This is a genomic window from Brevibacterium yomogidense, from assembly GCF_016107685.1.
Lineage (GTDB): Bacteria > Actinomycetota > Actinomycetes > Actinomycetales > Brevibacteriaceae > Brevibacterium > Brevibacterium yomogidense.
The window spans coordinates 493,252-516,137 of the sequence record NZ_JABASY010000001.1 but is presented as its reverse complement, the minus strand read 5'-3'; the positions used below and the strand labels follow the sequence as shown (position 1 = coordinate 516,137).

Sequence of the window (22,886 nt, the reverse complement as noted above, 5' to 3'; positions counted from 1 at the left end):
GGTTGTCAGAGTCTGCGACCCGCCTGAAGCGACCGGGACGCTGACAGGTGACCCTGTATTCCCAGCCGATACGTCCGTGTCCCTGGCCGCCGCGCCCACCCGCCCGTAGTCTCGAACCACGGCCCCGGCCACACACCAACCCGAACCGAGCCACCGATACGAACCGCGCCGCCACGACCAGAGAACCACCAGACCGTCCACCCCACTCGGAAGGGACGCACCATGACACGGTTCCACACGCAGGAGACGATCCCCGCACCCGTCGACCAGGTGGTCCGCTGGCACGCGCTGCCCGGCGCGGTCACCCGCCTGTCCCCGCACTGGGCGCAGACCGTCGTGGAGGAGGGCGACCCGAACGTTCCCGGCACGCGCACGCGGATGAAGGTCGCGGCTCCCGGCACGCGCGGGTCGGTGCGCGTGCCCTGGCAGTCGGAGCACTTCGCGCTCGAGGATCCGGGCATCGCCCCACTCTCCGACGCTCCGCAGTCCAACCACCGGTCCAGCGGCCCGTCAGGAGACCCCTCCGACCAGCACCCCGCCCCGCTCACCGCACCCGGCCAGGCGTTCGGGTTCGGCGACCGCATGGTCGACTCACCGCTGGCACCTCTGCGGTCGTGGGAGCACCGGCACGTCTTCCGGCCCCGCCCCCTCTCCGGGGAGACCCTCGCGGAGGCGAGCGCGACCTCGGTCGAGGACGCAGTGTCCGTCGAACTTCCCCGCGCTGCGTTTCTCACGGACTCCGACCTGGGATCCCGCGTCACCTCGCGGCTCTCCCGGCTGCCCGGCGCGCGGCTGCCGGAGTCCGCCCTCCTCAGCACGCTGCGCACCACCTTCGCCGCGCGCACCACCCGCCTCACCCGCGACCTCGCGTTCCTCCGCAGCATCGACGCGCCGACAACGGGCGGCGACCGGCCGCTGCGCGTCCTCATCTCCGGGGCGTCAGGGCTCGTGGGCACCCAGCTGTGCGCGCTGCTCACGACGGCGGGCCACACCGTGCGCCGCCTCGTCCGCCACGAACCCGACGCCCGGGCCGCGGACGGGGGCGAGTCCCCCACGGACGCCGAGGCCGCACCCGCCCGCCCACTCTCCGGCACCGGCGAGGACCCCGACCAGGAGTCCCGCTGGGATCCGAAAGCCGGTTATCTGCTGCGCGACGACCTCGTGTGGGCGGACGTCGTCGTCTGCCTGTCCGGCCGCAGCATCGGCGGTCGCCTCACCGCCGCCGCGAAGCAGGAGATCCTCTCCTCCCGGATCGATTCGACCCGGCTGCTCGCGACGACGATCGCCGCCCTGCCGCCCGAGGACCGGCCCGAGGCCTTCCTCTGCGCCTCCGCCGTCGGCATCTACGGCACGGACCGCCGCACCCCCGCGGACGAATCCGCATCACCGGGAGACGGCTTCCTCGCCGAGGTGTGCCGCGCCTGGGAGGCTGAGGCCGCCGCTGTCGAATCCGCCGGTGTCCGCAGGGTGTCCGTGCGCACGGGCCTCGTCATGAGCGGGTTGGGCGGGCTGCTCGCCCTGCAGGTCCCGCTCTACCTCGCCGGTGCGGGCGGCCCGCTGGGCTCCGGCGACCAGTGGTTCCCGTGGATCAGCCACGACGACCTCGTGCGCGTCTACGCCCGGGCGATCGTCGACGCGTCGATCTCCGGGCCCGTCAACGCCGTGGCACCCGGGATCGTCCGGCAGAAGGAGTTCGCGAAGACGGTGGGGAAGCACGTGCACCGGCCCGCCTTCCTCCCGGTCCCGCGCATCGGCCCCGCCCTGCTGCTGGGCGGCGAGGGCGCGGACGAGCTCGCGCTGGCAGGCCAGCACGCAGTGCCGTCCGCGCTGGAAAGTGCGGGCTTCGACTTCGCCCACCCCGGCCTCGGCGACTGCCTCGTGGAGGAGCTGGGTCCCTGACCGGCGACGGAAGCCGGTCCGCGGGGATACCGGAGACCGTGGCGGAAGTCGACCCTGGTCGAAACCGGGAAGGACCTCGTACCGGAAGCTGATCCCCTCCGGAACGGGAGGTCACGACGGACGAGGGGGCGGTCCGTGCAGGACGGGCAGGACGGGCAGGACGGGCAGGACGGGCAAGACGGGCCCTAGCGGTAGACGGAGCCCGGGGTGCGACCGAACACGGTGCGGAATGCCTGGATGAAGGCACTGGCCGACGAATAGCCGCAGGCGGCTGCGGTCCGCGTCACCGACTCGCCCTCCGCCAGCATGAGGTTCGCCCGGTGCAGCCGCAGCTGCGCCCGCCAGACCGTGAAGCCCATCCCCACCTCCTGCCGGAAGAGACGCGACAGGGTCCGCTCGCTCGCGCCCACGGCACGGCCCAGCTCCGCCAGCGTCGGGTTCACCGTCATGTCCGCTTCCAGGGCGGCCTGCACGTCGCGCAGACGACCGTCGTGCAGGAGCGGGACCATCGTGGCGGGTTCCGGCGCCAACCGCAGCTGGTCGACGAGCACCTCGAGCATCCGCCGGGCGGCAGGCGACCGCGCCGGCCCCTGCTGTGCACACGCGATGACGAGCTCCCGCACGAGCGGCGGCACCAGCACCAGCGTTGGATCGCCCCGCCACATACGGCCGCGGCGAGGCACCCCCACGAGGTGGACGGTCGTCGCACCGTGCACCTGCCAGCGATGCGCGGTGCCCGCCGACACCCAGACCGCGCGCGTGGGCGGGGTGAACCACGTGCCGTCCTCGACGATGAGCTCCAGGACCCCCGTGCTCGCATAGATGAGCTGCGCGTCGTCGTGCCGGTGCAGATCGACCTCCCCACCGGGTGACAGTGCGCGCGTCTCCGTGGGGGCCTCGGCAAGATGGCGGATTCCTGACATCACGTGGCAGTCTAGTGGGAGTCCGCCGCGCAGAACTCCGACAGGCTGGAGACATGTCGTCCGACCCGTCCGACCCGTCCGACCCGTCCGATCCGTCCGATCCGTCCGGGGCCCGCGTGCACGCTGGCGCCTCCGCGCAGGCTGGGAAGTCCGCGCCGCCTGAGGCTTCTGCGGCGGCGCCCGCTCGCTCTTCGGCGCCAAGCACGTCAGTCGCTCCGCGCGGTGCCCGCCATGCCGCGCGTCTGCTCGCGTACTCCCACGCGACGGTGGACTTCTACCAGGGTGCGATCGCCGCACTCGTGCCGTTCCTCGTCCTCGAGCGCGGGTACACGTACGCCGCGGCCGCCGGCATCGTGCTCGCATTCTCCCTCTCCTCGTCGATCATCCAGCCCCTCTTCGGTGCGCTCGGAGACCGGTGGCGGATGCGATGGCTCATCCCGGTGAGCATCATCATCGCGGGGGCGGGGATCGCCTCGATCGGCCTCGTCACCTCGTTCTGGGTCACCGCGGCCGTCGCCGCCGTCTCCGGGGCCGGTGTCGCCGCGTTCCACCCGGCGGCCGCCAGCCGCGCCCGCGAGATCGGGCGCGACGACCACGTCCTCATGGCGTGGTTCTCCCTGGGCGGCAACATCGGCTTCGCGTGCGCTCCACTGGTCGTCGGCGCGACGGTCGCCCTGTTCGGACTGCGCGTCGCTCCGCTCCTGGCGATCCCCGCCGTCACCGGCCTCGCAGCGGTCGCTCTCATCCGCCGCGTCCACACTCCCGCACCCCTCACCGCGGGAACGTCACGCGGAAGCAGTCGGGGACGCGACGACTGGGGCGCCTTCTCCCGCATGTCCGTGGCGATCATCTGCCGGTCGATCGTGTTCGTGAGCATCGGCTCGTTCATCGTGCTCTTCATGAGCCAGTACCGGGGCGTGGGCGACGCGCTTGCCAGCGCCTCCCTGTTCGTCTTCTACATCGGCGGGGCGTTCGGCACCGCGATCGGAGGCCACCTGGCCCGCCGGTGGCCGCGCACCACCATCCTCCGCTGGGCATATGTCCTCGCAGTGCCCGTCATCGCGGGGATGCTCCTCATCCCCGGGCCCGTCGCCTACCTCTTCGTCGCCCTCGCCTCGATCGTGCTCTACGTCCCGTTCTCGCTACACGTGAGCCTGGGCCAGGACTACCTCCCCAGACACATGGGCACCGCCAGCGGTGTCACACTGGGCCTTGCGGTCTCCGTCGGTGGGCTCGCGGCACCTGTGATCGGTGCACTGGGCGACCGGGTGGGCCTCGAGTACGCACTCCTGCCCCTCATCGCCCTCCCGGCGATCGCATGGGTGGCACTCGCCGGGCTTCGGGAACCCCCGTCCGCAACCGCATGAGCCGGACTGGATGGAGGGGCGGGACGCCATGAGCCGGACCGGGCCGCATGAGCGGGGCGGGACGGACAGAATGAGTCAGACCGCTCTGAACCGCACGACCTCCGCAGACCCACGACCAAGGGACCCCATGACCACGACCCGCACCGCATTCGCCTCACCCGCCCTGGACTTCACCGAGGTGACGTTCCGCCGAGGATCCACCATGATCCTGCCCGACGTGTCCTTCACCGTGGGGCGCGGCGAGCACTGGGTCATGCTGGGCCCCAACGGCGCGGGGAAGAGCACGATCCTCAGCCTGGCCGGCGGGATGGGGCACCCCACGAGCGGGACCGTCGACGTTCTGGGGCACCGGGTGGGCCGCGTGGAGCTGCGCGCACTGCGCGAGCGGATCGGACACGTGAACCCGCGCCACCCCCTGCGATCGAAGCTCACCGCCCTCCACGTCGCACTCACCGGTCTCACCGGCACCGTCGAGACCATGCTGCGGTGGGAGCCCACCGCAGAACAGCGGGACCGGGCGCTGGGCCTCCTCGCACGCTTCGGCCTGGCCGACCGGATCGACGCCCCGTGGCCCACCCTGTCGCAGGGCGAGCGCGGCCGCACCCTCATCGCGCGGGCGCTGCTGGCCGATCCGGAACTGCTCCTGCTCGACGAACCGGCGACAGGGCTGGACGTCGCCGCGCGCGAGCAGCTCATGGAGACACTGGAGATCCTCCCCGCGGAGCACCCCGAGCTCACGACCGTGCTCGTCACGCATCACCTCGAGGAGATCCCCACCTCCGTCACGCACGCACTCCTCCTGCGCGACGGCGCGCCTCTTGCCCATGGCCCTGCCCACGACGTGCTGACAACGAAGAACGTCACCGCCGTCTTCGACCACCCGATCGCGGTCCGCCACGAGGACGGACGCTGGAGCGCGCGGACCGACCGGCGCCGCACGGCGGTCGGGAGTGACCTCCTCACGCACTGACCGGCACAGCGGCCGGACTGCTCCGCCGACGCCTCGGCGGGGGTCCTCAGCTGCGGCACCGGGCACGAAGACGACTGCTCATCGGGATTCGTCCGGGTCACTGTCGTCGTCGCCGGCCGTGAGCGGTTCGGCGATGTCCTCGAGATTCTCCTGCTCGGCCTTCACCCCCAGGAAGATCTCCGCCACACCGGCGAGCGCCATCACCGCCGCGCTGATGAAGAAGCCGGTCGCGACCAGCCCTGTGTCGCCGGACTCGATGAACCGGCCGAACATGAGCGGGCCGATGATCCCGCCCAGTCCGGTGCCGATCGCGTAGAAGAACGCGATCGCGAGCGCGCGGGTCTCCATCGGGAAGATCTCGCTCACGGTCAGGTACGCCGCACTCGCGCCGGAAGAGGCGAGGAAGAAGCAGACCATGAGCACGATGAGGAAGAGCCACTCGTTGTCGCTGCCCAGCAGGATGAACGCGAGCGCGACGGCGACGGCGGCCGAACCGATGTAGCTCAAGCTGATCATCGGCTTGCGTCCGACCGTGTCGAACAGGCGGCCCAGGGTCACCGGCCCCAGGAAGTTCGAGATGGCCCAGAACACCAGGAAGACGGGCACGATGTTCGATGCCACGTCGAAGTAGGTGCTCATGAGCGTGCCCAGGTTGAACGTGATGCCGTTGTAGAGGAAGGCCTGACCCACGAACAGCGCCAGGCACAGGACAGCCCTCTTCGGATACTGGGTGAAGGCGACCTTCGCGATCTCCGAGAAGGGGATCGTGTGCCGCTGGTGGATCGTCAGCTCGTCCGATTCGTCGACCGCCTCGAGCGCTTCCGCCCCGAATGCCTCCTCGACCTCGCGCTCGATCGAATCGATGATGGATTCCGCCTCGTCCTCCCGACCGTGGATGAACAGCCACCGCGGGCTCTCCGGCACATGCCGGCGGACGACGAAGATCAGCAGGCCGAGCACGGCGCCGATCCCGAACGCCCACCGCCAGCCGATGTCCTTCGCGAAGATGTTCTCGTTCAGCAGGACGATCGCGAGCGCCGACCCCAGGACGATCGCGAGCGCCGACCCCAGGGCGGCACCCAGCCAGTAGGAGCCGTTGATGATGAGGTCGACGCGGCCGCGCACACGAGCGGGGATGAGTTCGTCGATCGCGGAGTTGATCGCCGCGTACTCACCGCCCACTCCTGCGCCCGTGACGAAGCGGGCCAGATAGAAGTACCACGGGGAGAAGGAGAACGCGGTCGCGACCGTCGCGAGCACGTACACGCCCAGGGTGAGGATGAAGAGCTTCTTGCGGCCGAAGCGGTCGGTCAGCTGACCGAACACCAGCGCCCCCAGACAGGCGCCCAGGATGTAGACCGCCGCGGCGATGCCGATCTGAGCCGCACCGATGTCGATGCCGCTGCCGTCCTCCGTCAGCCGGGCCGCGACACTGCCGACGATCGTGACTTCGAGGCCGTCGAGGATCCACACCGCCCCCAGGCCGATGACGACGCGCCAGTGGAAGCGGGACCAGGGCAGTCTGTCGAGCCGTGCCGGCACCTGCGTCGTGATCGTGCCGAGTTCGCGTTTCGTCATCATCCGACCTCCCGTACAGCCCTAAGGGCGCCGACGGTCCTTCGCCATCCGCCACAGGCGCAACGGCAGCAGACCGATGAGAGGGGCTCGACGACCCAGGGACTCCCGACCCTCGTCGCTGAGGGCGTGGGCGTACCGAGCTGCGGCCTCGGCCGTGGGGTAGGTCTTGCTGCCACCCGCCCCGCAGCCCCGCGTGCAGTCCCACGTCATCGTGCGCCCCTGCGAGCGGAAGCGAAGACGATGCCCCAAGATCCGACAAGCCACCATGTCATGAACGGTAGCACTGGGAAGTGTTCCGTCAAGCGAAGAAGCGAGGGTGTGCCGGCGACGACCGATTCAGCCGTCGCTGCCGGCACCCTCCGAGCCTGCGCCACCCTGGGAGCCTGATCCTCCCTGAGAGCCCGAGCCGCTCTGGGAGCCGGAGCCGCCCTGCGAGCCGGTTCCGTCCTGGGAGCCTGTCCCGCTCTGCGAGTCGGAGCCGCTGCCCGATCCGTCAGCACCACCGCTGTCCGACGAGCCGTCCTGCTCGGAACCCTGCCCGGGGACCTCGCTGTCTGTGCCGTCACCGGAGCCGTCGTCTGCCGATGAGCCGTCGCCCGAGGTGCCCTGCCCTCCGTCTGTGCCCTGCTGCCCGGTGCCACCCGCCGGTGATCCCGATCCTCTGCCGGTGTCGCCCGAGCCCGACGAGTCCTCGCTCCCGTCAGAGCCCCCGGAGACCGACCGGGAGATCTGCGACGTACCGGGAGAGATGTCGACGTCCGTGAACGATTCGGCGACGACGACTGCCCCGATCCCGATCACGAACGTCGCCCCGCCGATGGCCACGGGGTAGAGGACACGCTTGCGACGCAGCTTCTGCAGCCACGTCTTCGGTTCCTCGTCGTCCTGCTGCTTTCGATCCTGCGGCTGGCTCCCCTGCTGCTTTCGATCCAGCTGCTTCCGGTCCTGCCGTTCGCCACTCTGAGGCACAGCTCTCCCGGCGGCGGCTTTTGCGCCGTCCGCGGTCGCGAGCTTCGCGCCGACCTGCTTGATCTTCTCCTTGCCCTTGTCGAGGCTCCGGCTGTAGAGGGTCACGGCCAGCGCGGTGACGATACTGGCGACACCCGCGCCCACGACCGTTCCGGCGACGCCCAGCTGCCCACCGATGACGGAGGACGTCGCTGCCGCCCCCGCACCCGCCATGAGTTGGGTGGCCGAGATCCCGCCGGACTTCTTGTCCTTCTCCGCATCCGCGTCGTCGCGCGTCTCACCACGCCCACTGGCGCCCGCCTGGTTGTCCGCCTCGTCGCGCACAGCGGTGTGCGCGACATAGCGCGCATGAGCCCCCGCGTCGTGATGTACCGCGGTCTGCGCGACATAGCGCGACTCGTCACCCGGTGGCGTCGAGGTGATGCGGCCAGAGCCTGAGGTCGTGGCCGGTTGCGGGCCGCTGTCATAGACGGAGGCACCCGCAAGCTCCTCCGTGATCAGTGGAAGCGTCTGCACGGTCGACGGCGTGGGGTCGCTGTGAGCACTCGACCCGCTGGCGGAGAAGCCGTCCGTCGTGCGCGGTCGAACCGTCTGTCCTCCTCGAGGGTGGATGTGTGTCCTCGAATCCTGGGACTCGTGCTCGTCTTCAGCCACTGCGCCTCCCGTGTTCCTGGTCCTCACATCTTCGCGGGTCCAGATCGGTGGAGACTGAAGGTGCGGGCTCCAAGCTGGCGACACACTGATAGCGGCCGCGGGTCGCAGCCTCCTGACCAGCGACTGTCCCGCGGCGTGTGAGCGGCGCGACACACCCCTCACATGGATCCACCAGCTACGACGGGCCTATCGCACGATCTCACGGTGGCCCGCGTCCAGTCGCCTGGTCCAGCCGCGCGCATCGAGATGCTCGAGCAGCGGGATGACGGTCCGCCGTGTCGTGTCGAGCGCCCTCCTCGCCTCGCTCGTCGTGAACGGCTGCGTCAGCCCGGACAGCACACGCATCGCCTGCGCGGGAGCACCCGGGCCCAGCACGACACTGCCACCCTGACCCGCTGTGCCGCCGTGCACACCTGCCCCGCCGCGGGCGTCCAGTCCACCCAACCGGATGAGCCTTCCCTGCTTCTCCGCCGCTGCGATCTCCCGCGCCCCAAGCTTCAGCCGTTCCAGCTCGCGGGCTTCCGGCGCGCGGAACGGCGTCCGGCCCCACTCCTCCTCCAGTGCGCGGACCGCTGGTTCGGCCGCGCCCATACTCCGCACCGCGACCGCCGACCGGATCCGCCCGTCCTCAACGACGAGACCCGCTTCTCGCACGATCGCGCTCAAGAGCGCCGAGGTCGCCCGCGCCGCCTGCTGCCCGTCCCCTCCCGGGCCGGTCAGCTCCGGCAGGCCCAGGCGGTCGACTGCTGCCTTGCCCGTGAGTCCGGGCGAGAGCGGGTCCGCGGCGAGCTCTGCGGCGACCATCTCCGTGAGTGCCTTCGCCCAGGCGGTGAGGCGCTCGTCGTCGACGAGCAGGTCGCGCACGCGGACGACACCAGCGGGGAGACCGTCGTCCGGAGCCGCAGCGTCCGCGCTATCACCAGCCGGCGCTGCCCCAGTCGAACCAGCACTCGCCCGGGCAACTCCGTCCGTGCCCGCACCTGCAGGCGTCCCGCCGTTCGGGGTCCCGCTTCCCTCCGGCACCGGCAGGCCCAGGGAGGTGAGGACGGGAACCGGCACGGCACCTCGGCGGCGGACTTCCGTGAGCACGTCGCCGCCCGGACTCATGTGGGCGAGCGCCTCGCCGCGGCGTCGGCCGTCGCCCCGGCGGGTGAGCGCGGGCGGGTCCACGTCGAGCACCTGCACGCCCGCGAAGACCGCGCGGCTGCCGGGCGAGCGCAGCAGCATCCGGTCGCCCAGCGTGAGTGGCAGCGCGCGGGTCAGCGTGAGGCGGGCGTGGCGGACGCCCAGCGGCCGCACCCGCGCGGGAATCGCCGCGGTCCCCACGTGCACCGTGAGCTCCTGCGGCGCCGCATCGAGGGGCTCGCCGGTGAGCCCGCGGACGTCGACGGTGTCGGTGAGCGTCCAGGCTCCCGGGGTGAGGAGGACGTCGCCGCGGCTCAGGGAATCCGCGGCGATCCCGCGCAGATTCACCGCGGCCCGCGTCACCGGTGTGAGGACGTCTGCGGCAGCGTCGTGGCTCTGCAGACCACGCACCGTCACGTCCTGCGCGCCCCGCTCGCCCACCACGACCAGCGTGTCATCCGTCCGCAGCGTGCCCGCGCCCAGCGTCCCGGTCACCACCGCACCGGCCCCGGAGATCGTGAAACCGCGGTCGATCCACAGACGGATGCGCGCATGGGGCTCCGGGGGTGGCGCGGCGGCGAGGACGTCGTCGAGACCGGACCTCAGCGCATCCAGGCCCTCCCCCGTCACGCCGGAGACCGCGACCGCGGGTGCGTCGGCCAGGCCGGTCACCGCGAGTTCCGTGCGAGCGCGGGCGATCACCTGCGGCACGGCTTCCGGCGCCAGGTCCGCGCGCGTGACGACCAGCAGGCCGCGCCGGATCCCCAGTGCCGCGATCGCGTCGCGGTGGTCGTCCGACTGCGGCATCCACCCTTCGTCCGCGGCGACGACGAAGAGGACGATCGGGGCGGGGCCCACACCGGCGAGCATGTTGCCGAGGAACCGTTCGTGCCCCGGCACGTCGACGAAGGACACCTCGCGGCCGCTCGGCAGCGTCGTCCACGCGAAACCCAGATCGATCGTGAGGCCGCGCCGCCGCTCCTCGTCCCACCGGTCCGGTTCCGTCCCCGTCAGCGCTCTCACCAGCGTCGATTTGCCATGGTCGACATGTCCGGCCGTCGCGACGACGAACGCTCCGGTCACGGCTCCTCCGACGGATCCGTCGTCGAGGTCCCGGTGCCCTCCTCGTCGACGCCCGACGTCTGAGGTGGAGGCTCCGGGGACGGGCGGGGGCCTGCGGCAGAGTGGGGCCCTGCGGTGGGGCGGGGGCCTCGGCGGCGGGTGAGGTCCGTGAGGACGTCGACGACGGCGGTGGCGACGGCTTCGTCCTGGGTGGGTGGGATGCAACGGAGGTCGACCAGGCAGCGGCCGTCGTGGATGCGGCCGACGACCGCGGGGGTGCGGGCGCGCAGCAGCGGGGCGGCCTCGTCGGGGACGGCAAGCGCCCAGCCGGGGAGGTCGACACCCGTGCCGCCCCCGCCCCCCACCCTGCCGACGTGCGGGACGACGAGTGCGGCGACCGGCGCGACCACGTCGAGGCGGTCCATCGCGCCCTTGCGGACGGCGTAGGCCAGTTCCTCCGTGCGCACGCGCAGGTCGTCGGGATCCGCGTGGAGTGCCTGGTGGACGGGCGGGTTGCCGGTGGTGAGGGTGGCTTCGAGTGCGGCGAGGGTGAGCTTGTCCGCACGGACGGCGCGGGCCATCGGGTGGCGGGACAGCATCGCGATGACGTCCCCGCGGCCCAGCAGGATCCCCGCCTGAGGACCGCCCAGCAGCTTGTCGCCGGACGCGATGACGACGTCCGCGCCGGCGGCGAGCGCGGTCGCCGCGTCGGGCTCCTCGGGGAGGAGGGGTTCCGGTTCGAGGAGCCCGCTGCCCAGGTCGACGATGAGAGGGACGCCGCGGGAGTGGCAGAGATCCGCGAGTTCGGTGAGGTCCGCCTCCGCGGTGAAGCCGTCGATCCGGAAGTTCGACCGGTGGACCTTGAGGACAGCAGCGGGGCCCGCCTCGAACTCGCGGGCGTAGTCGGCCAGGTGGGTCCGGTTCGTCGTGCCCACCTCCGTGAGGCTCACGCCGGTGGATTCGATGAGGTCGGACAGGCGGAAGCCCGCGCCGATCTCCACGAACTCACCCCGGCTGATGAGGACAGTGGAGTCCTTCGCGAACGCGGTCGTCGCGAGCATGAGCGCGGCGGCGCCGTTGTTGACGACCAGGGCGTCCTCGGCCGCGGGGCAGGCGGTGAGGAGGGCGGCGCGGGCACCGGCACCTCGGCGGGCGCGGGTTCCGGTGACCAGGTCGAACTCGAGGTCCGTGTACCCCGCGGCATCGACGACGGCGTCCCGGGCCGCGTCCGACAGGGGCGCGCGTCCCAGGTTCGTGTGGACGAGGACGCCGGTCGCGTTGAGGACCGGGGTGAGGGACGAGGCCCGCTCGGTGCCCAGAGCGGTGAGCAGCTCCGCCTCGACGGCCTCGGGCGTGATCGCGCCGGTCCGGGCACGGTCCTGGGTGGCTCGGATGAGCCCCTTGACGACGGCCTCCCCCAGGGAGGCGATGGCGTCTGCGACCTGCGGGAGGGCGAGGAGGGCGTCCGTGCGCGGGATGCGGCGGCGGGGGTCGGAGCCCTCGGTCGTTTCGTGTGGACGTGGAGGGCCGGGCTCCCCCGCAGGTTCGGACGAGCCACGCGGATCCGACACACCCTCCGGTTCAGGCGCAGCATGACCCGACGCGTCGTCGTTGTCGTCGACCACTGGCACTCCTTCACACTGTTGCGGCCGCGGGAAGTGTGGCGGAGGCGGACGGGAATCGAACCCGCCAAGCCCAGATACTGAGCTTCACCGGTTTTGAAGACCGGGGCGACCACCAGGACGCGGACGCCTCCGATCGCGAATCTATCAGGGGCGGACACGGGCGGTCCGGGCCGTGGCGGCAACTCGTCATGGCGCCCCATGATGGCGCGCGTGCCAGAGCTCAGCCACTGCCCCGTGCGATCCGGTTGACTGCATCGTTTTCGTTTTTGACTGCATCGTTTTCAGCAGTGTTTCACTGCTGAAAACGATGCACTCAGCAGCGAAATCGCGCAGTCAATCCACCGACTCTCCACGGACTCACGACTCCGTGCACCCGCGCCCATCCGTAGACTCACGTCCATGGGTACCGATGCCGTTGGCCAGCAGCTTCCGCAGATCCAGACACCAGAGATCCGACTCACGTCCATGGCGCACGGCGGGGGCTGTGCGTGCAAGATCCCGCCCGGCGAGCTCGAGACGGCGCTCTCCTCCCTGAGCGGCCAGCACTTCGACCACGTGATCGTGGGGCTGGACGACGGTGACGACGCCGCGGCGGTGCGCGTGCAGGACGGCCTCGCGGTCCTGTCGACCGCCGACTTCTTCACCCCCGTCGTCGACGATGCCTACGACTGGGGACGGATCGCCGCCGCGAATGCGCTGTCGGACATCTACGCGATGGGCGGCACTCCCGTCGTCGCGATCAACCTCGTGGGGTGGCCGCGCGACGTCCTGCCGATGGAGCTCATGAGTGAGGTGCTGCGCGGCGGCATGGCGGTGGCGAACGCGGCGGGCACACCGGTGATCGGCGGCCACTCCGTCGACGACCCGGAGCCCAAGTACGGCATGGCGGTCACCGGCACCGCCCACCCGGACCGCCTCCTGCGGAACGACGCCGCGGTCGCGGGCCTGCCCCTCACACTCACGAAGCCGATCGGCGTGGGCCTGCTCAACAACCGCCACAAGACGACGGGCGAGGTCTTCGACGCCGCGATCGCGTCGATGACGGCCCTCAACCACGACGCTTCCGTCGCCGCGCTCGAGGCGGGGGCCAAGGCCGCCACCGACGTCACCGGGTTCGGCCTGCTGGGTCACCTGCACAAGATGGCGCGGGCGTCCGGTGTGGGCGCGGTGATCGACCGGTCGGCCGTGCCCCTCATCGACGGGGCGGCGGAAGCACTGCAGGACGGGTACGTGTCCGGGGGGACGCGAAGGAACCTCGACTGGGTGCGTCCGCACGTCAGTGCCGGCGCCGGGATCAGCGAGGACGACCTGCTGGTGCTCGCGGACGCGCAGACGTCAGGTGGTCTGCTGGTCGTCGGCGAGGTCCCCGGCTACCCGGTGATCGGCGAGACGGTCGCAGGCGACGGCATCACCGTGCGGTGACGGGCTGCGGCATCGACTTGCGGTGACTGGCGGAGACGTCGGTGCGGAGGCGTGGGTGCAGCAGCTCCGGTGCAGAGGCCCGGGTGCAGTGACCCCGGTGCAGTCACTGGCGGAGATCCGGGTGCAGAGACGTGGGTGCGGACGCCCGGGTGCAGTGACCCAGCGCCTCGTAGCGATCCTCCCTCGATCGAGTGAGTGCCATTCGTCCCCGAACTGTGCTGGGGAGGCCGAATCCCACTCACTCGATGTTCTTCCGACCGACAGCCGCGCACCACACCGTCCGCGCCGGGGCACCCACGCCATTCCACGCGCCCGGCTCACGCGTCACTCCGGGTAGTCGGTGCTCTGGGTGAGGTCGATCCATGTGTCGATCTCTGCGCGCTGAGCGACCAGCTCGCCTTCGGCCCTTCGCAGTGCGTCGCTTCCCAGGAGCAGGCGCAGCGGCGGGTCGTCGGACGCGGCCACCTGCAGGATGGCTTCCGCGGCGCGCTTCGGGTCGCCGGGCTGGCGGCCGTCGATCGTGTCGTTCTCCTTGCGGCGCAGACCTGCGGTGTCCGCGTAGTCCCTGATCGGGTGCGCCGACTGCGTGAGCGATCGGCCGGCGAAGTCCGTCCGGAAGCCACCGGGTTCCACGATGACGACTCGCACTCCCAGTGGCCCCACTTCCTTCGCGAGTGCGACTGATGCACCCTCGAGCGCGAACTTGGTCGCGGAGTAGTACCCGGAGCCCGGCTGCGAGGTCCGTCCCGCGATCGAGGAGACGTTGACGATCGTGCCCGCGCCACGCTTCCGCATCCCTGGCAGCGCCTGCTTCATGACGTCGACGGCCCCGAAGAAGTTCGTCGCGAAGAGCTGCTCGACCTCCTCCGGATCGCCCTCTTCCAGCGCGGATCGGTAGCCGTAGCCCGCGTTGTTGACGAGTACGTCGACGCCTCCGAAACGTTCATCGGCCACTGCGACCGCTGCGACGACCTGCGCGTGATCCCGCACGTCCAACGGCACGACCGCTGCTGTTGTGGGGAACGAATCGCCCAGCTCCGCGAGTGTCTCCGGATCGCGGGCCGTGACCACGGCGTTGTGGCCCGCTTCGAGCACTGCGATCGCGATTGCCCGCCCCAGTCCACTGGAGCATCCGGTGATCAGCCATGTCGCCATCGTGCGTCTCCTTCGTCGAGCGGATTCGGTCATTCGTCGAGCGGATTCGCCGCCAGACTACGTGCGCCGCCAACAGTCCCGCCGCCGCCCGTCCGTCCCTCGAGAACACGGGAAGTGGCCAGTGAGCGACACAGCGGGAGACTCTGTCGAGGCATCGATGACACGGTCGGCGACACCCACCGGACCCGCGGCATCGTCCCCGCGGCCTCCCACCTACCCGATCGTCGTGATCGAGTCGTGCGTGATGCCGGCCGCCTGCCGGGCGGCGAGTCGATCCCGCTGGGGTTCGACGACGTGCCTGGGGTCCTTCGTCGATTCGATGCCGGCTTCCAGCATGCCGAACCGCGTGTACGCCGAGGCCGCCGCCAGCGCCGCTCCCGCCGCCGCGGACGCGACCTGCAGGCCCACCCGCAGGGCTGTCCTCCCCGCACCGCCGCGACCCTTCCGGTCCAGCAGGCGCACGCCCACTTCGAGCGCCGCCGTCGCGACACCGCCGGCGATCGTCAGCACCTCCGCGCGGTGCAGTTTGCGGCCGGGCTCGCCGGTCTCCATCGGTTCGACCTCGACGGGGTGCATCCGGTCCTTCATCGCCTTCATCGCGACGAGCTCTGCCGCTGTGCCGGCCAGCGCGAACAGTCGTGCCGGTCCCGCCTGCGCGACGGGGGTCGTCACCATCGCGGTCCCGCCTGCCGCCACGCACGCCGAGGCCGCGAAGACGACCGGCAGACCGTTCCGTCCCGCTGCGTTCCAGGTGGGCACGGCCGTGGCACCCAGCAGCACGCCGGTGTACGAGGCGAGCGGGGTCGCGAAGAGGACGGAGGTGAGCGCCAGGGGCGTCTCCACCGCTTCGAGGACCCGCCGCAGCGGCTCCAGCGGGCCCAGGGGGATCCGCTCCCCCGTGAGCCGGTCGACCTCCAGCACGGCGACGACACCGGCTCCGGAGCCGAACCCGCCCAGGATCCACGACCCCAGGCTCATCGGCGAGGTGATCTTCACGGTGCGCATCATGTTGAGGAACCGTTCGGGCCTGCCGAGGTCCTCGACGAGCGCCAGCGTCCCCGCACCCAGCGCCACCAGAGACGTGAGCCGGGTGTTCCGGCGCAGCGCCGGCCGGTCCGTCAGCTGCCCGCCCAGCCCCAGCAGCGCGGAGCCGCCGGCTAGACCGCCCAGGAAGAGGTAGGCGCCGATCTCGTCGCCCCACGGCGGGGCCTTGACGATCGGCCGACCGTAGTAGGAGGTGAATTCGACGTCCTCGACCATGGGCATCTCACGCCCACCGTCGGCACCCCGGTTCATCCACCCGCGACCACCACGGCCACCCCGGCGACCACCGCCTCGGCGGCGCTTGCGTCTCCGGTCGCCGTCCGGCGGGCGATACGCGTCGTAGGGGGAGGTCGTCATCGGCGGCCTCCCAGGAACGACAGGGCGGCGACGCCGATCATCCCGAGCGCAGCGGCTCCCGCGGTCGCCCACATCCCCGGCAGGTCCTTCGTCGGGACGCGGGGGTCCGGCGGCAGCCCGTAGACCTCCGGCTCGTCCAGCAGCAGGAAGACGGAGCCGGTGCCGCCCACCCCGTCGTGGGGGTTGGCACCGTACAGGCGGGCCTCCGTGAGGCCCTTCGCGTGCAGGTCGCGGACGCGGTCCTCCGCGCGGGCGACCATGTCCTCGCGGTCGCCGAACCGGATGGACTGCGTGGGGCACGTCTGCGAGCAGGCCGGCTCCTGTCCTTCGAGCAGCCGGTCATAGCAGAGGGTGCACTTGTTCGCGGTGCCCTCGTCGTGGACGTCCATCGGCGTCGCCTTGCGGTCCTCGCGGTCCGTGGGCGTGTTGATCGTGCCGTCGTCACGGCGCTCGATGACACCGAACGGGCATCCGGCGACGCACGTGCCGCACCCGTTGCACACGTCGTTCTGGACGACGACGGTGCCGAACTCGGTGCGGAACAGCGCGCCGGTGGGGCACACGTCCAGGCAGCCGGCGTGCGTGCAGTGCTTGCAGACGTCCGATGACATGAGCCACCGGAAGTCCGCGGTGTCCGGCGGGGTCGTGTCGACGCCCGTGAGGTCGGCGGGTTCGTTGAGGCCCGGGCCGCCCTCACCGTCCAGCAGCCCGCCCAGCACGTCCGTCGTCACCGAGGCGCCGGCCGGCTGACCGGCCCCCACAGGCTGGCCGGCCGCACCGGAGCCGCCGTGGGACGGTCCGCATCCCGACGGGCCGCACCCGGACGGCCCGCAGCGGGAGCAGCCGCCGGAGCGCCCGCCGTCCACGTTCGATGCCGCCGCGCCCGAGGTCGTCGCCGCCCCCGTCGGAGGGCCCACCGTGGGCATGCCGAGGCCCACCAGCTTCCTGCCCGATTCCCGCGCCTTCGCGATGCGGTCGCCGTCCTGCTCGATGAACGCGACGTGACGCCATGTGTTCGCGCCCAGCCCTCCCGTGTTGTCGTAGGACGACTCGAGGAGTTCGTACGTCCCGTCCTGCGGGTTGCGGTTCCACTCCTTGCAGGCGACCTCGCACGCCTTGCAGCCGATGCAGATCGACGTGTCGGTGAAGAAGCCCTTGCGGCTGTGCGCCTGCGCACCCCAGCTCGCGTATTCGGTCGACTCCCCCAGGCGGTCCGTGACGAGGGGCTCGTCCATCGTCGTCATCGATCGTCCTCCCTCTCGTCGTTCCTGGAATCGTTCCCGGCATCTTCCGGGGCCTCGTCACGGGTGCCGTCCCCGGCGCCGTCCCGGACGTGCCCAGCCTTGCTCGGGTCGGATGACCCGTCGTCGGAGCCTTCCGTGCCTGCGGCCTCTTCCGTCCCGCCGGACGTGGTCTCACCCGCCGGGCCGTCCTCGGACTGTCCCGCAGGTCCTTCCGCGACGGCTTCCGCTCCGGGCAGGATGTCGACCCGGCCCGTGCGGTCATCGGTCGTCGTGACCGTCGTGTACGCCTTCTGCTCCGCCCGGCGGAAGTCCGCGCCGTCGACCATCGGCGTGTCGCACGAGCAGTCCGGCCCGTGCGGGCCGTAGGCGACCGCGAGGTCGTCGGCCGCCAGCGGCTCCGCGAGCTTTCCCGCGCCCACCGAAGCGACGATCGCCTCGACCGGCACAGTCGCGTGCTGGTTGCCGGACTCCTCCGTGAGACCTGCTTCCGCACGGAACTTGTCGACGAGGTCCTGCCGTTCGGGACCGCGCGGACGGCGACCCGGGACGATCGCGCCGGCGACGGACTTCGACGCCTGGATGAAGACGTTCGGGTCCATCGTGATGCCCAGCAGGTCGTTCGCGGAGTCACCCTGCACCACGGCGCCGTCACCACCGGCACCCCAGTGGTAGGGCAGGCCGATCTGGTGGATCGTCCGTCCCGCGATCGTGAGCGGCTTCATGCGCTTCGTCACGAGCACGCGGGTTTCGATCGCGGCGCGCGGGGAGACGATCGTCGCCCAGCCGTACGGCTCAAGACCCACCTCTTCCGCCAGCTCCGGCGACACCTCGCAGAACATCTCCGGCTGCAGCTCCGACAGGTACGGCAGCCAGCGCGACATGCCGCCGGCCGTGTGGTGCTCCGTGAGGCGGTAGGTCGTGAAGACGTACGGGTAGACCTCGGACCCGGGCAGGCCCGCGCCGGGTGCGGACAGGTTGTCCTCACGCGGCATCGTCACGCGTGTGGGGTTGTTCTGCTGGCTGTACAGCGGGTTGCGGACGGTCGATTCCTGCGGTTCGAAGTGCGTGGGCAGCGGCCCGTCGATCATCCCGGTGGGCGCGAACAGCCAACCCTTGCCGTCGGCCTGCATGACGAACGGGTCGTCGCCGCGCAGTGACCCCGTACCGCCGTACGCGGATTCACTCGTGGAGTCCGGGGCGCGGTCCGCCGGGAAGTCCGGCACGTCGCGGCCCGTCCATCGGCCGGCGTCAGCGTCCCACCACACGTGGCGCTTGCGCTCCGACCACGGCACGCCCGCCGGATCCGCGGAAGCGCGGTTGTAGAGGATCCGACGGTTCGCCGGCCAGGCCCAGCCCCAGTCCAGCGCTGTCTCGTCCTGCTGGTCACGCGGCTTCTTGCGCGCGGCCTGGTTCTCCCCACCCGCGTACACGCCGGCATAGATCCAGCAGCCGCTGGCCGTCGTCCCGTCGGCACGCAGTTCGTTGAAGCCGTCCACGGCCTCGCCGTCACGGTCGCCGCCTATGTGGAAGCCGTTGATCTCACGGACCACCGCGCTGACGTCGACCTCCCCGTGCTCGTCGATCGGGTAGTCCCAGGTGAGGTCCAGCAGCGGACGGTCCCGCGGGTCGTCGGAGTCCTTGAGCCGCTCGCGGAGCTTCACGCCCAGCGCGTGGAAGAAGTCGAGCTCGCTCTGCGCCTGCCCCGGCGAGTCGACCGCCTTGAACCGCCACTGGACCAGCCGCTGCGTCTGGGTGAAGCTGCCGGCCTTCTCCGTGTGGTTGGCGGCGGGCAGGAAGAAGACCTCCGTGTCGATCTCCTCCGGGCTGAGCTCACCGGACTCGATCTCCGGTCCGTCCTTCCACCACGTCGCGGATTCGATGAGGGAGAAGTCGCGCACCACCAGCCACTTGAGGTGGCTCATCGCCATCCTCTGCATCCTGCCGTTCGCGGATCCCACGGCGGGGTTCTGGCCCAGGATGAAGAAGCCGTCGACGCCGCCCTCGAGCATCCGCACCGCCGACTGGTAGGTGCCGTGCGCCCCGTTGATGCGGGGCAGGTAGTGGTAGGCGAAGTCGTTGTCCTCCGTGGCCGCGTCGCCCCACCACGCCTTGAGCAGGCTCACCGTGTAGGCGTTGCCGTTCGACCAGAAGCCCTTCTGCGTGTCCGGGCTGCCCACGCCCCGCACGTAGTCCTGGAAGTCGTCGTGCACGACGGCCGACGGCATCGGCAGGTAGCCGGGCAGCAGGTTGAAGAGCGTCGGGATGTCCGTGGACCCCTGGATCGTCGCGTGACCGCGCAGCGCCATGATGCCGCCGCCGGGTCTGCCCATGTTCCCCAGCAGCAGCTGGAGGATCGACGCGGTGCGGATGAACTGGGCGCCCAGCGAGTGCTGGGTCCAGCCCACCGCGTACGCGAAGCAGGTGGTGCGGTCACGGCCGGAGTTCTCCGTCACGGAGCGCAGGAGGTAGTCGAAGTCCTCCGGCTTGATGCCGCAGGTCGTCTCCACCGCCTCGGGCGTGTAGCGGGCGTAGTGGCGCTTGAGGATCTGGAAGACCGTGCGCGGGTGCTCGAGCGTCGGGTCGACGATCGGCTCCCCGTCGTCGCCCAGCTCGTACTGCCACGTCGCGTTGTCGTACGTGTGCGTCGTCGGGTCGTAGCCGGAGAACAGGCCTTCGAGGTCCTCCGGGCCCTGGTAGTCCGGGCTGATGAGGTTCGCGGCGTTCGTGTAGTGGCGGACGTACTCGTCGAAGAACAGGTCCTGCTCCAGGACGCTGTGGATGAGCGCGCCCAGGAGCACGATGTCGGAGCCCGCCCGGATGGGGACGTGCTTGTCCGCGTTCGCGGTCGTCCGGGTGAACCGGGGGTCGACGTGGATGACCTTGGCGCCGCGCAGGCGCGCTTCGACGACCCACTGGTAGCCCACGGGGTGGCATTCGGCCATGTTGGAGCCCTGGATGACGATGCAGTCGGCATTCGCCATGTCCTGGATGGGCTGGGTGGCGCCGCCCCTACCGAACGAGGATCCCAGACTGGGAACCGTGGCGGAGTGTCATATGCGCGCCTGGTTCTCGATCTGGATGGCGCCGGCCGCCGTGAACAGCTTCTTGATGAGGTAGTTCTCCTCATTGTCGATGGTCGCACCGCCCAGGCTGGCGATACCCATCGTGCGGCGCAGCGGGCTGCCGAACTCGTCCGTGTCCTGCCAGTGCTTCCGGCGCGCTTCGAGGAACCGGTCGGCGATCATGTCCGTCGCGGTCTCGAGGTCGAGGGTCTGCCAGTCCTTGGCGCGCGGCGCGCGGTAGAGGACCTCCGTGATGCGGGTGGACGAGTTCACCAGCTGCTCACTGGCGGCGCCCTTGGGGCAGAGGCGTCCGCGTGAGATCGGGGAGTCCGGGTCGCCCTCGATCTGGACGACCTTGTTGTCGCGGACGAAGACATTCTGACCGCAGCCCACAGCGCAGTAGGGGCAGACGGATTTCACGACGGCGTCGGAGGTGACGGTGCGCGGCTTCGTCGCACGGGTCTTGGCGGACGTCACAGAGGGGCCGCGGCCGGTCGTGTCACCGGACCGAAACTGCCGGAAGACCGGCCACTCGAGTGGACTGAACCTCGCCATACGGCCACGATACCAGCGAACGCACAGGTCAGCACTGGTCCGGACGCGCGCGTCCAGGCATCGACAGATACCCGTGTGACAGGGAAGGATGTCCTCGGAATGCGCTGGTGATTCGGTCATCCGAGAGCGAAGGAGCTCACATGTCCATCCTCGACCGGGAAGCGATCATCGCCCCCGTGACGTTCAACCGGTGGCTCATCCCTCCGGCGGCGCTCGCGATCCACCTGAGCATCGGCCAGGCGTACGCGTTCTCCGTCTTCAAGAACCCGTTGGCCGAGCACTTCGGCATGGGCGAGGGCGGCGACGTCGCGATCGGCTGGATCTTCTCGCTCGCGATCGCGATGCTCGGCATCTCCTCCGCGATCGGCGGCACGTGGGTGGAGCGCGCGGGCCCCCGGAAGTCCATGGTCGTCGCGGGCGCCTTCTGGGTGGCGGGCTTCTTCGTGTCGACGATCGGGATCGCGACCGGTCAGCTGTGGCTCGTGTACCTGGGCTACGGGGTGATCGGCGGGATCGGCCTGGGGATCGGGTACATCTCGCCCGTGTCGACTCTCATGAAGTGGTTCCCGGACCGGCCGGGGCTGGCGACGGGGCTCGCGATCATGGGGTTCGGCGGTGGTGCGCTCATCGCGAGCCCCGCGTCGAACGCCCTCATGGTCTTCTACGGCGGCGGGCCCGATTCGATGGCGGGCGGGCTCATGCTCACGTTCCTCACGCTTGCGGTCCTCTACCTCGTCGTCATCGCGATGGGCGCTTTCGTGATCCGGCTGCCGCACCCGGATTGGAGGCCGAAGGGCTTCGATCCGGACCGGGAGACCGACAAGCCCATGCAGACGACCGGGTCCGTGTCCGCGAATCAGGCGCTCAAGACGCCGCAGTTCTGGTTCCTCTGGGTCGTGCTCTTCACGAACGTGACCGCGGGGATCGGGATCCTCGAGAGCGCGTCGCCCATGGTGCAGTCGTCGTTCGGGATCACCGCGGTGGCAGCCGGCGGCTATGTGGGTCTGCTGTCGCTCACGAACATGGGCGGCCGGTTCATCTGGTCGACGGTGTCGGACTACATCGGCCGCAAGAACATCTACCTCGTGTACCTGGGTGTGGGTGCGGGGCTCTACATCCTCATCGCGAGCCTGGGTTCCCAGTCTCTGGCCCTGTTCGTCGTGTCGACGCTCATCATCCTGTCGTTCTACGGCGGCGGGTTCTCGACGGTGCCCGCCTACCTCAAGGACCTGTTCGGCGTGTATCAGGTGGGGGCGATCCACGGCCGTCTGCTCACCGCGTGGTCCGCGGCCGGCGTCGCGGGTCCGCTGCTCGTCAACTCGATCGTCGAGAGCTCCCGTGCGGGAGGCGGGGAGGGCTTCGAGCTGTACCGCGTGTCGCTGTTCATCATGGCGGGCATCCTCGGCGTGGGTCTCGTGTCGAACATCCTCATCCGCCTGGTGTCCCAGAAGCACTTCGCTGACCGCGACATGGTCTCCCAGCGGCACGAATCCGACCGGCGGGCCGCGACCGAGGCCGCAGACACCCACCAGCAGACCGCTGCCGGGGGTGCCGGTGCGGTCCACAGGGCCGTGGCGATCGTGCTCACGGTCGTCGTGGTCGCAAGCCTCCTCTACGGCCTGGGCGAGACGGCCGTGCGCGCGGCGGCACTGTTCGTCGGCTGAGCACAGAACGAGGCGGCGGAGACTCCCTCATCAGTCTCCGCCGCCCCTTCGCTCTGACGGGAGCGCCTGCTGCATCCCAGGCGCGTCCCCGTCGCTCCCCCGGCGATCGGCCATCAGCCCTGAGGCTGTCGACACGTCGACCGAACGCTCACCGGGGTCCGGCCCTGATCGGCCCTCTCCGACTTCGTCTCACTGTCCTCGGATCGAGCGC

Annotated in this window: 13 protein-coding genes, 1 tRNA gene and 1 pseudogene; 5 read left to right on the top strand and 10 right to left on the bottom strand. The window is 70.7% G+C overall.

All coding sequences use genetic code 11. The features are described 5' to 3' along the window. Positions 1 to 222: 222 nt before the first annotated feature. The gene (locus tag JFC09_RS02180) at positions 223 to 1,899 is read left to right on the top strand and encodes a TIGR01777 family oxidoreductase (protein WP_198392322.1); all 1,677 of its coding nucleotides are present in this window, start codon (positions 223 to 225) and stop codon (positions 1,897 to 1,899) included. 185 nt (positions 1,900 to 2,084) lie between these two features. Here JFC09_RS02180 and JFC09_RS02175 read toward each other — a convergent pair whose 3' ends face one another. Continuing rightward, on the bottom strand, positions 2,085 to 2,822 hold the full coding sequence (locus tag JFC09_RS02175; protein ID WP_198392321.1) for a helix-turn-helix transcriptional regulator: 738 nt from the start codon (positions 2,820 to 2,822) through the stop codon (positions 2,085 to 2,087). A gap of 53 nt (positions 2,823 to 2,875) precedes the next feature. Between JFC09_RS02175 and JFC09_RS02170 the strand changes: the two genes are divergently transcribed. Together JFC09_RS02170 and JFC09_RS02165 are read left to right on the top strand one after the other, a co-directional pair. Beyond that, positions 2,876 to 4,189, top strand: a complete 1,314-nt coding sequence (locus JFC09_RS02170) for an MFS transporter (protein WP_198392320.1) — start codon at positions 2,876 to 2,878, stop codon at positions 4,187 to 4,189. A gap of 127 nt (positions 4,190 to 4,316) precedes the next feature. After that, entirely contained in the window at positions 4,317 to 5,159 is an 843-nt protein-coding gene (locus JFC09_RS02165) for an ABC transporter ATP-binding protein (protein WP_198392319.1), read from the top strand. Between the two features lie 78 nt (positions 5,160 to 5,237). Here JFC09_RS02165 and JFC09_RS02160 read toward each other — a convergent pair whose 3' ends face one another. The 5 genes from JFC09_RS02160 to JFC09_RS02140 all read right to left on the bottom strand — a co-directional run bounded on the left by JFC09_RS02160 (position 5,238) and on the right by JFC09_RS02140 (position 12,303). Beyond that, positions 5,238 to 6,740, bottom strand: coding sequence for an MFS transporter (locus JFC09_RS02160; RefSeq protein ID WP_232483018.1), 1,503 nt, complete (start codon positions 6,738 to 6,740; stop codon positions 5,238 to 5,240). Between the two features lie 333 nt (positions 6,741 to 7,073). Next, positions 7,074 to 8,222: a hypothetical protein gene (locus JFC09_RS02155; RefSeq protein WP_198392318.1), complete on the bottom strand. Its 1,149-nt coding sequence runs from the start codon at positions 8,220 to 8,222 to the stop codon at positions 7,074 to 7,076. A 324-nt stretch (positions 8,223 to 8,546) separates the two neighbouring features. Beyond that, on the bottom strand, positions 8,547 to 10,568 hold the full coding sequence (gene selB / locus JFC09_RS02150) for a selenocysteine-specific translation elongation factor (protein ID WP_198392317.1): 2,022 nt from the start codon (positions 10,566 to 10,568) through the stop codon (positions 8,547 to 8,549). Continuing rightward, positions 10,565 to 12,025 carry an L-seryl-tRNA(Sec) selenium transferase gene (selA, locus tag JFC09_RS02145; RefSeq protein ID WP_332839644.1) on the bottom strand — a complete coding sequence of 487 codons (1,461 nt, stop codon included), beginning with the start codon at positions 12,023 to 12,025 and terminating at the stop codon, positions 10,565 to 10,567. The genes selB and selA overlap by 4 nt, the downstream gene beginning before the upstream one ends. 183 nt (positions 12,026 to 12,208) lie before the next feature. Further along, a tRNA-Sec gene (locus JFC09_RS02140) sits at positions 12,209 to 12,303 on the bottom strand. A gap of 268 nt (positions 12,304 to 12,571) precedes the next feature. Between JFC09_RS02140 and selD the strand changes: the two genes are divergently transcribed. Beyond that, on the top strand, positions 12,572 to 13,594 hold the full coding sequence (gene selD, locus JFC09_RS02135; protein WP_198392316.1) for a selenide, water dikinase SelD: 1,023 nt from the start codon (positions 12,572 to 12,574) through the stop codon (positions 13,592 to 13,594). A gap of 324 nt (positions 13,595 to 13,918) precedes the next feature. On the opposite strand, the gene JFC09_RS02130 is transcribed toward selD, so the two are convergent. The 4 genes and pseudogenes from JFC09_RS02130 to fdnG form a co-directional block, all read right to left on the bottom strand. Beyond that, the gene (locus JFC09_RS02130) at positions 13,919 to 14,749 is read right to left on the bottom strand and encodes an oxidoreductase (RefSeq protein WP_198392315.1); all 831 of its coding nucleotides are present in this window, start codon (positions 14,747 to 14,749) and stop codon (positions 13,919 to 13,921) included. Positions 14,750 to 14,962: 213 nt separating this feature from the next. Further along, on the bottom strand, positions 14,963 to 16,150 hold the full coding sequence (gene nrfD, locus JFC09_RS02125) for an NrfD/PsrC family molybdoenzyme membrane anchor subunit (RefSeq protein ID WP_198392314.1): 1,188 nt from the start codon (positions 16,148 to 16,150) through the stop codon (positions 14,963 to 14,965). Next, on the bottom strand, positions 16,147 to 17,385 hold the full coding sequence (locus tag JFC09_RS02120) for a 4Fe-4S dicluster domain-containing protein (protein ID WP_198392768.1): 1,239 nt from the start codon (positions 17,383 to 17,385) through the stop codon (positions 16,147 to 16,149). Before JFC09_RS02120 ends, nrfD begins: the two co-directional genes overlap by 4 nt. A 449-nt stretch (positions 17,386 to 17,834) precedes the next feature. Continuing rightward, positions 17,835 to 21,011 (bottom strand): annotated as a pseudogene (gene fdnG, locus JFC09_RS02115) (formate dehydrogenase-N subunit alpha); the annotation flags it as partial. A gap of 140 nt (positions 21,012 to 21,151) precedes the next feature. On the opposite strand from fdnG, the gene JFC09_RS02105 reads away from it, so the two are divergent. Beyond that, complete coding sequence (locus tag JFC09_RS02105; RefSeq protein WP_198392312.1) at positions 21,152 to 22,675, top strand: L-lactate MFS transporter; 1,524 nt, start codon at positions 21,152 to 21,154, stop codon at positions 22,673 to 22,675. Positions 22,676 to 22,886: the final 211 nt, after the last annotated feature.

What these genes read in the sequence shown, in the direction of transcription:
- JFC09_RS02180 (WP_198392322.1), top strand. Translation starts at nt 223, where the DNA reads ATGACACGGTTCCACACGCAGGAGACGATCCCCGCACCCGTCGACCAG.
- JFC09_RS02175 (WP_198392321.1), bottom strand. Translation starts at nt 2,822, where the DNA reads ATGTCAGGAATCCGCCATCTTGCCGAGGCCCCCACGGAGACGCGCGCA.
- JFC09_RS02170 (WP_198392320.1), top strand. Translation starts at nt 2,876, where the DNA reads ATGTCGTCCGACCCGTCCGACCCGTCCGACCCGTCCGATCCGTCCGAT.
- JFC09_RS02165 (WP_198392319.1), top strand. Translation starts at nt 4,317, where the DNA reads ATGACCACGACCCGCACCGCATTCGCCTCACCCGCCCTGGACTTCACC.
- JFC09_RS02160 (WP_232483018.1), bottom strand. Translation starts at nt 6,740, where the DNA reads ATGATGACGAAACGCGAACTCGGCACGATCACGACGCAGGTGCCGGCA.
- selD (WP_198392316.1), top strand. Translation starts at nt 12,572, where the DNA reads ATGGGTACCGATGCCGTTGGCCAGCAGCTTCCGCAGATCCAGACACCA.
- JFC09_RS02130 (WP_198392315.1), bottom strand. Translation starts at nt 14,749, where the DNA reads ATGGCGACATGGCTGATCACCGGATGCTCCAGTGGACTGGGGCGGGCA.
- nrfD (WP_198392314.1), bottom strand. Translation starts at nt 16,150, where the DNA reads ATGACGACCTCCCCCTACGACGCGTATCGCCCGCCGGACGGCGACCGG.
- JFC09_RS02120 (WP_198392768.1), bottom strand. Translation starts at nt 17,385, where the DNA reads ATGGACGAGCCCCTCGTCACGGACCGCCTGGGGGAGTCGACCGAATAC.
- JFC09_RS02105 (WP_198392312.1), top strand. Translation starts at nt 21,152, where the DNA reads ATGTCCATCCTCGACCGGGAAGCGATCATCGCCCCCGTGACGTTCAAC.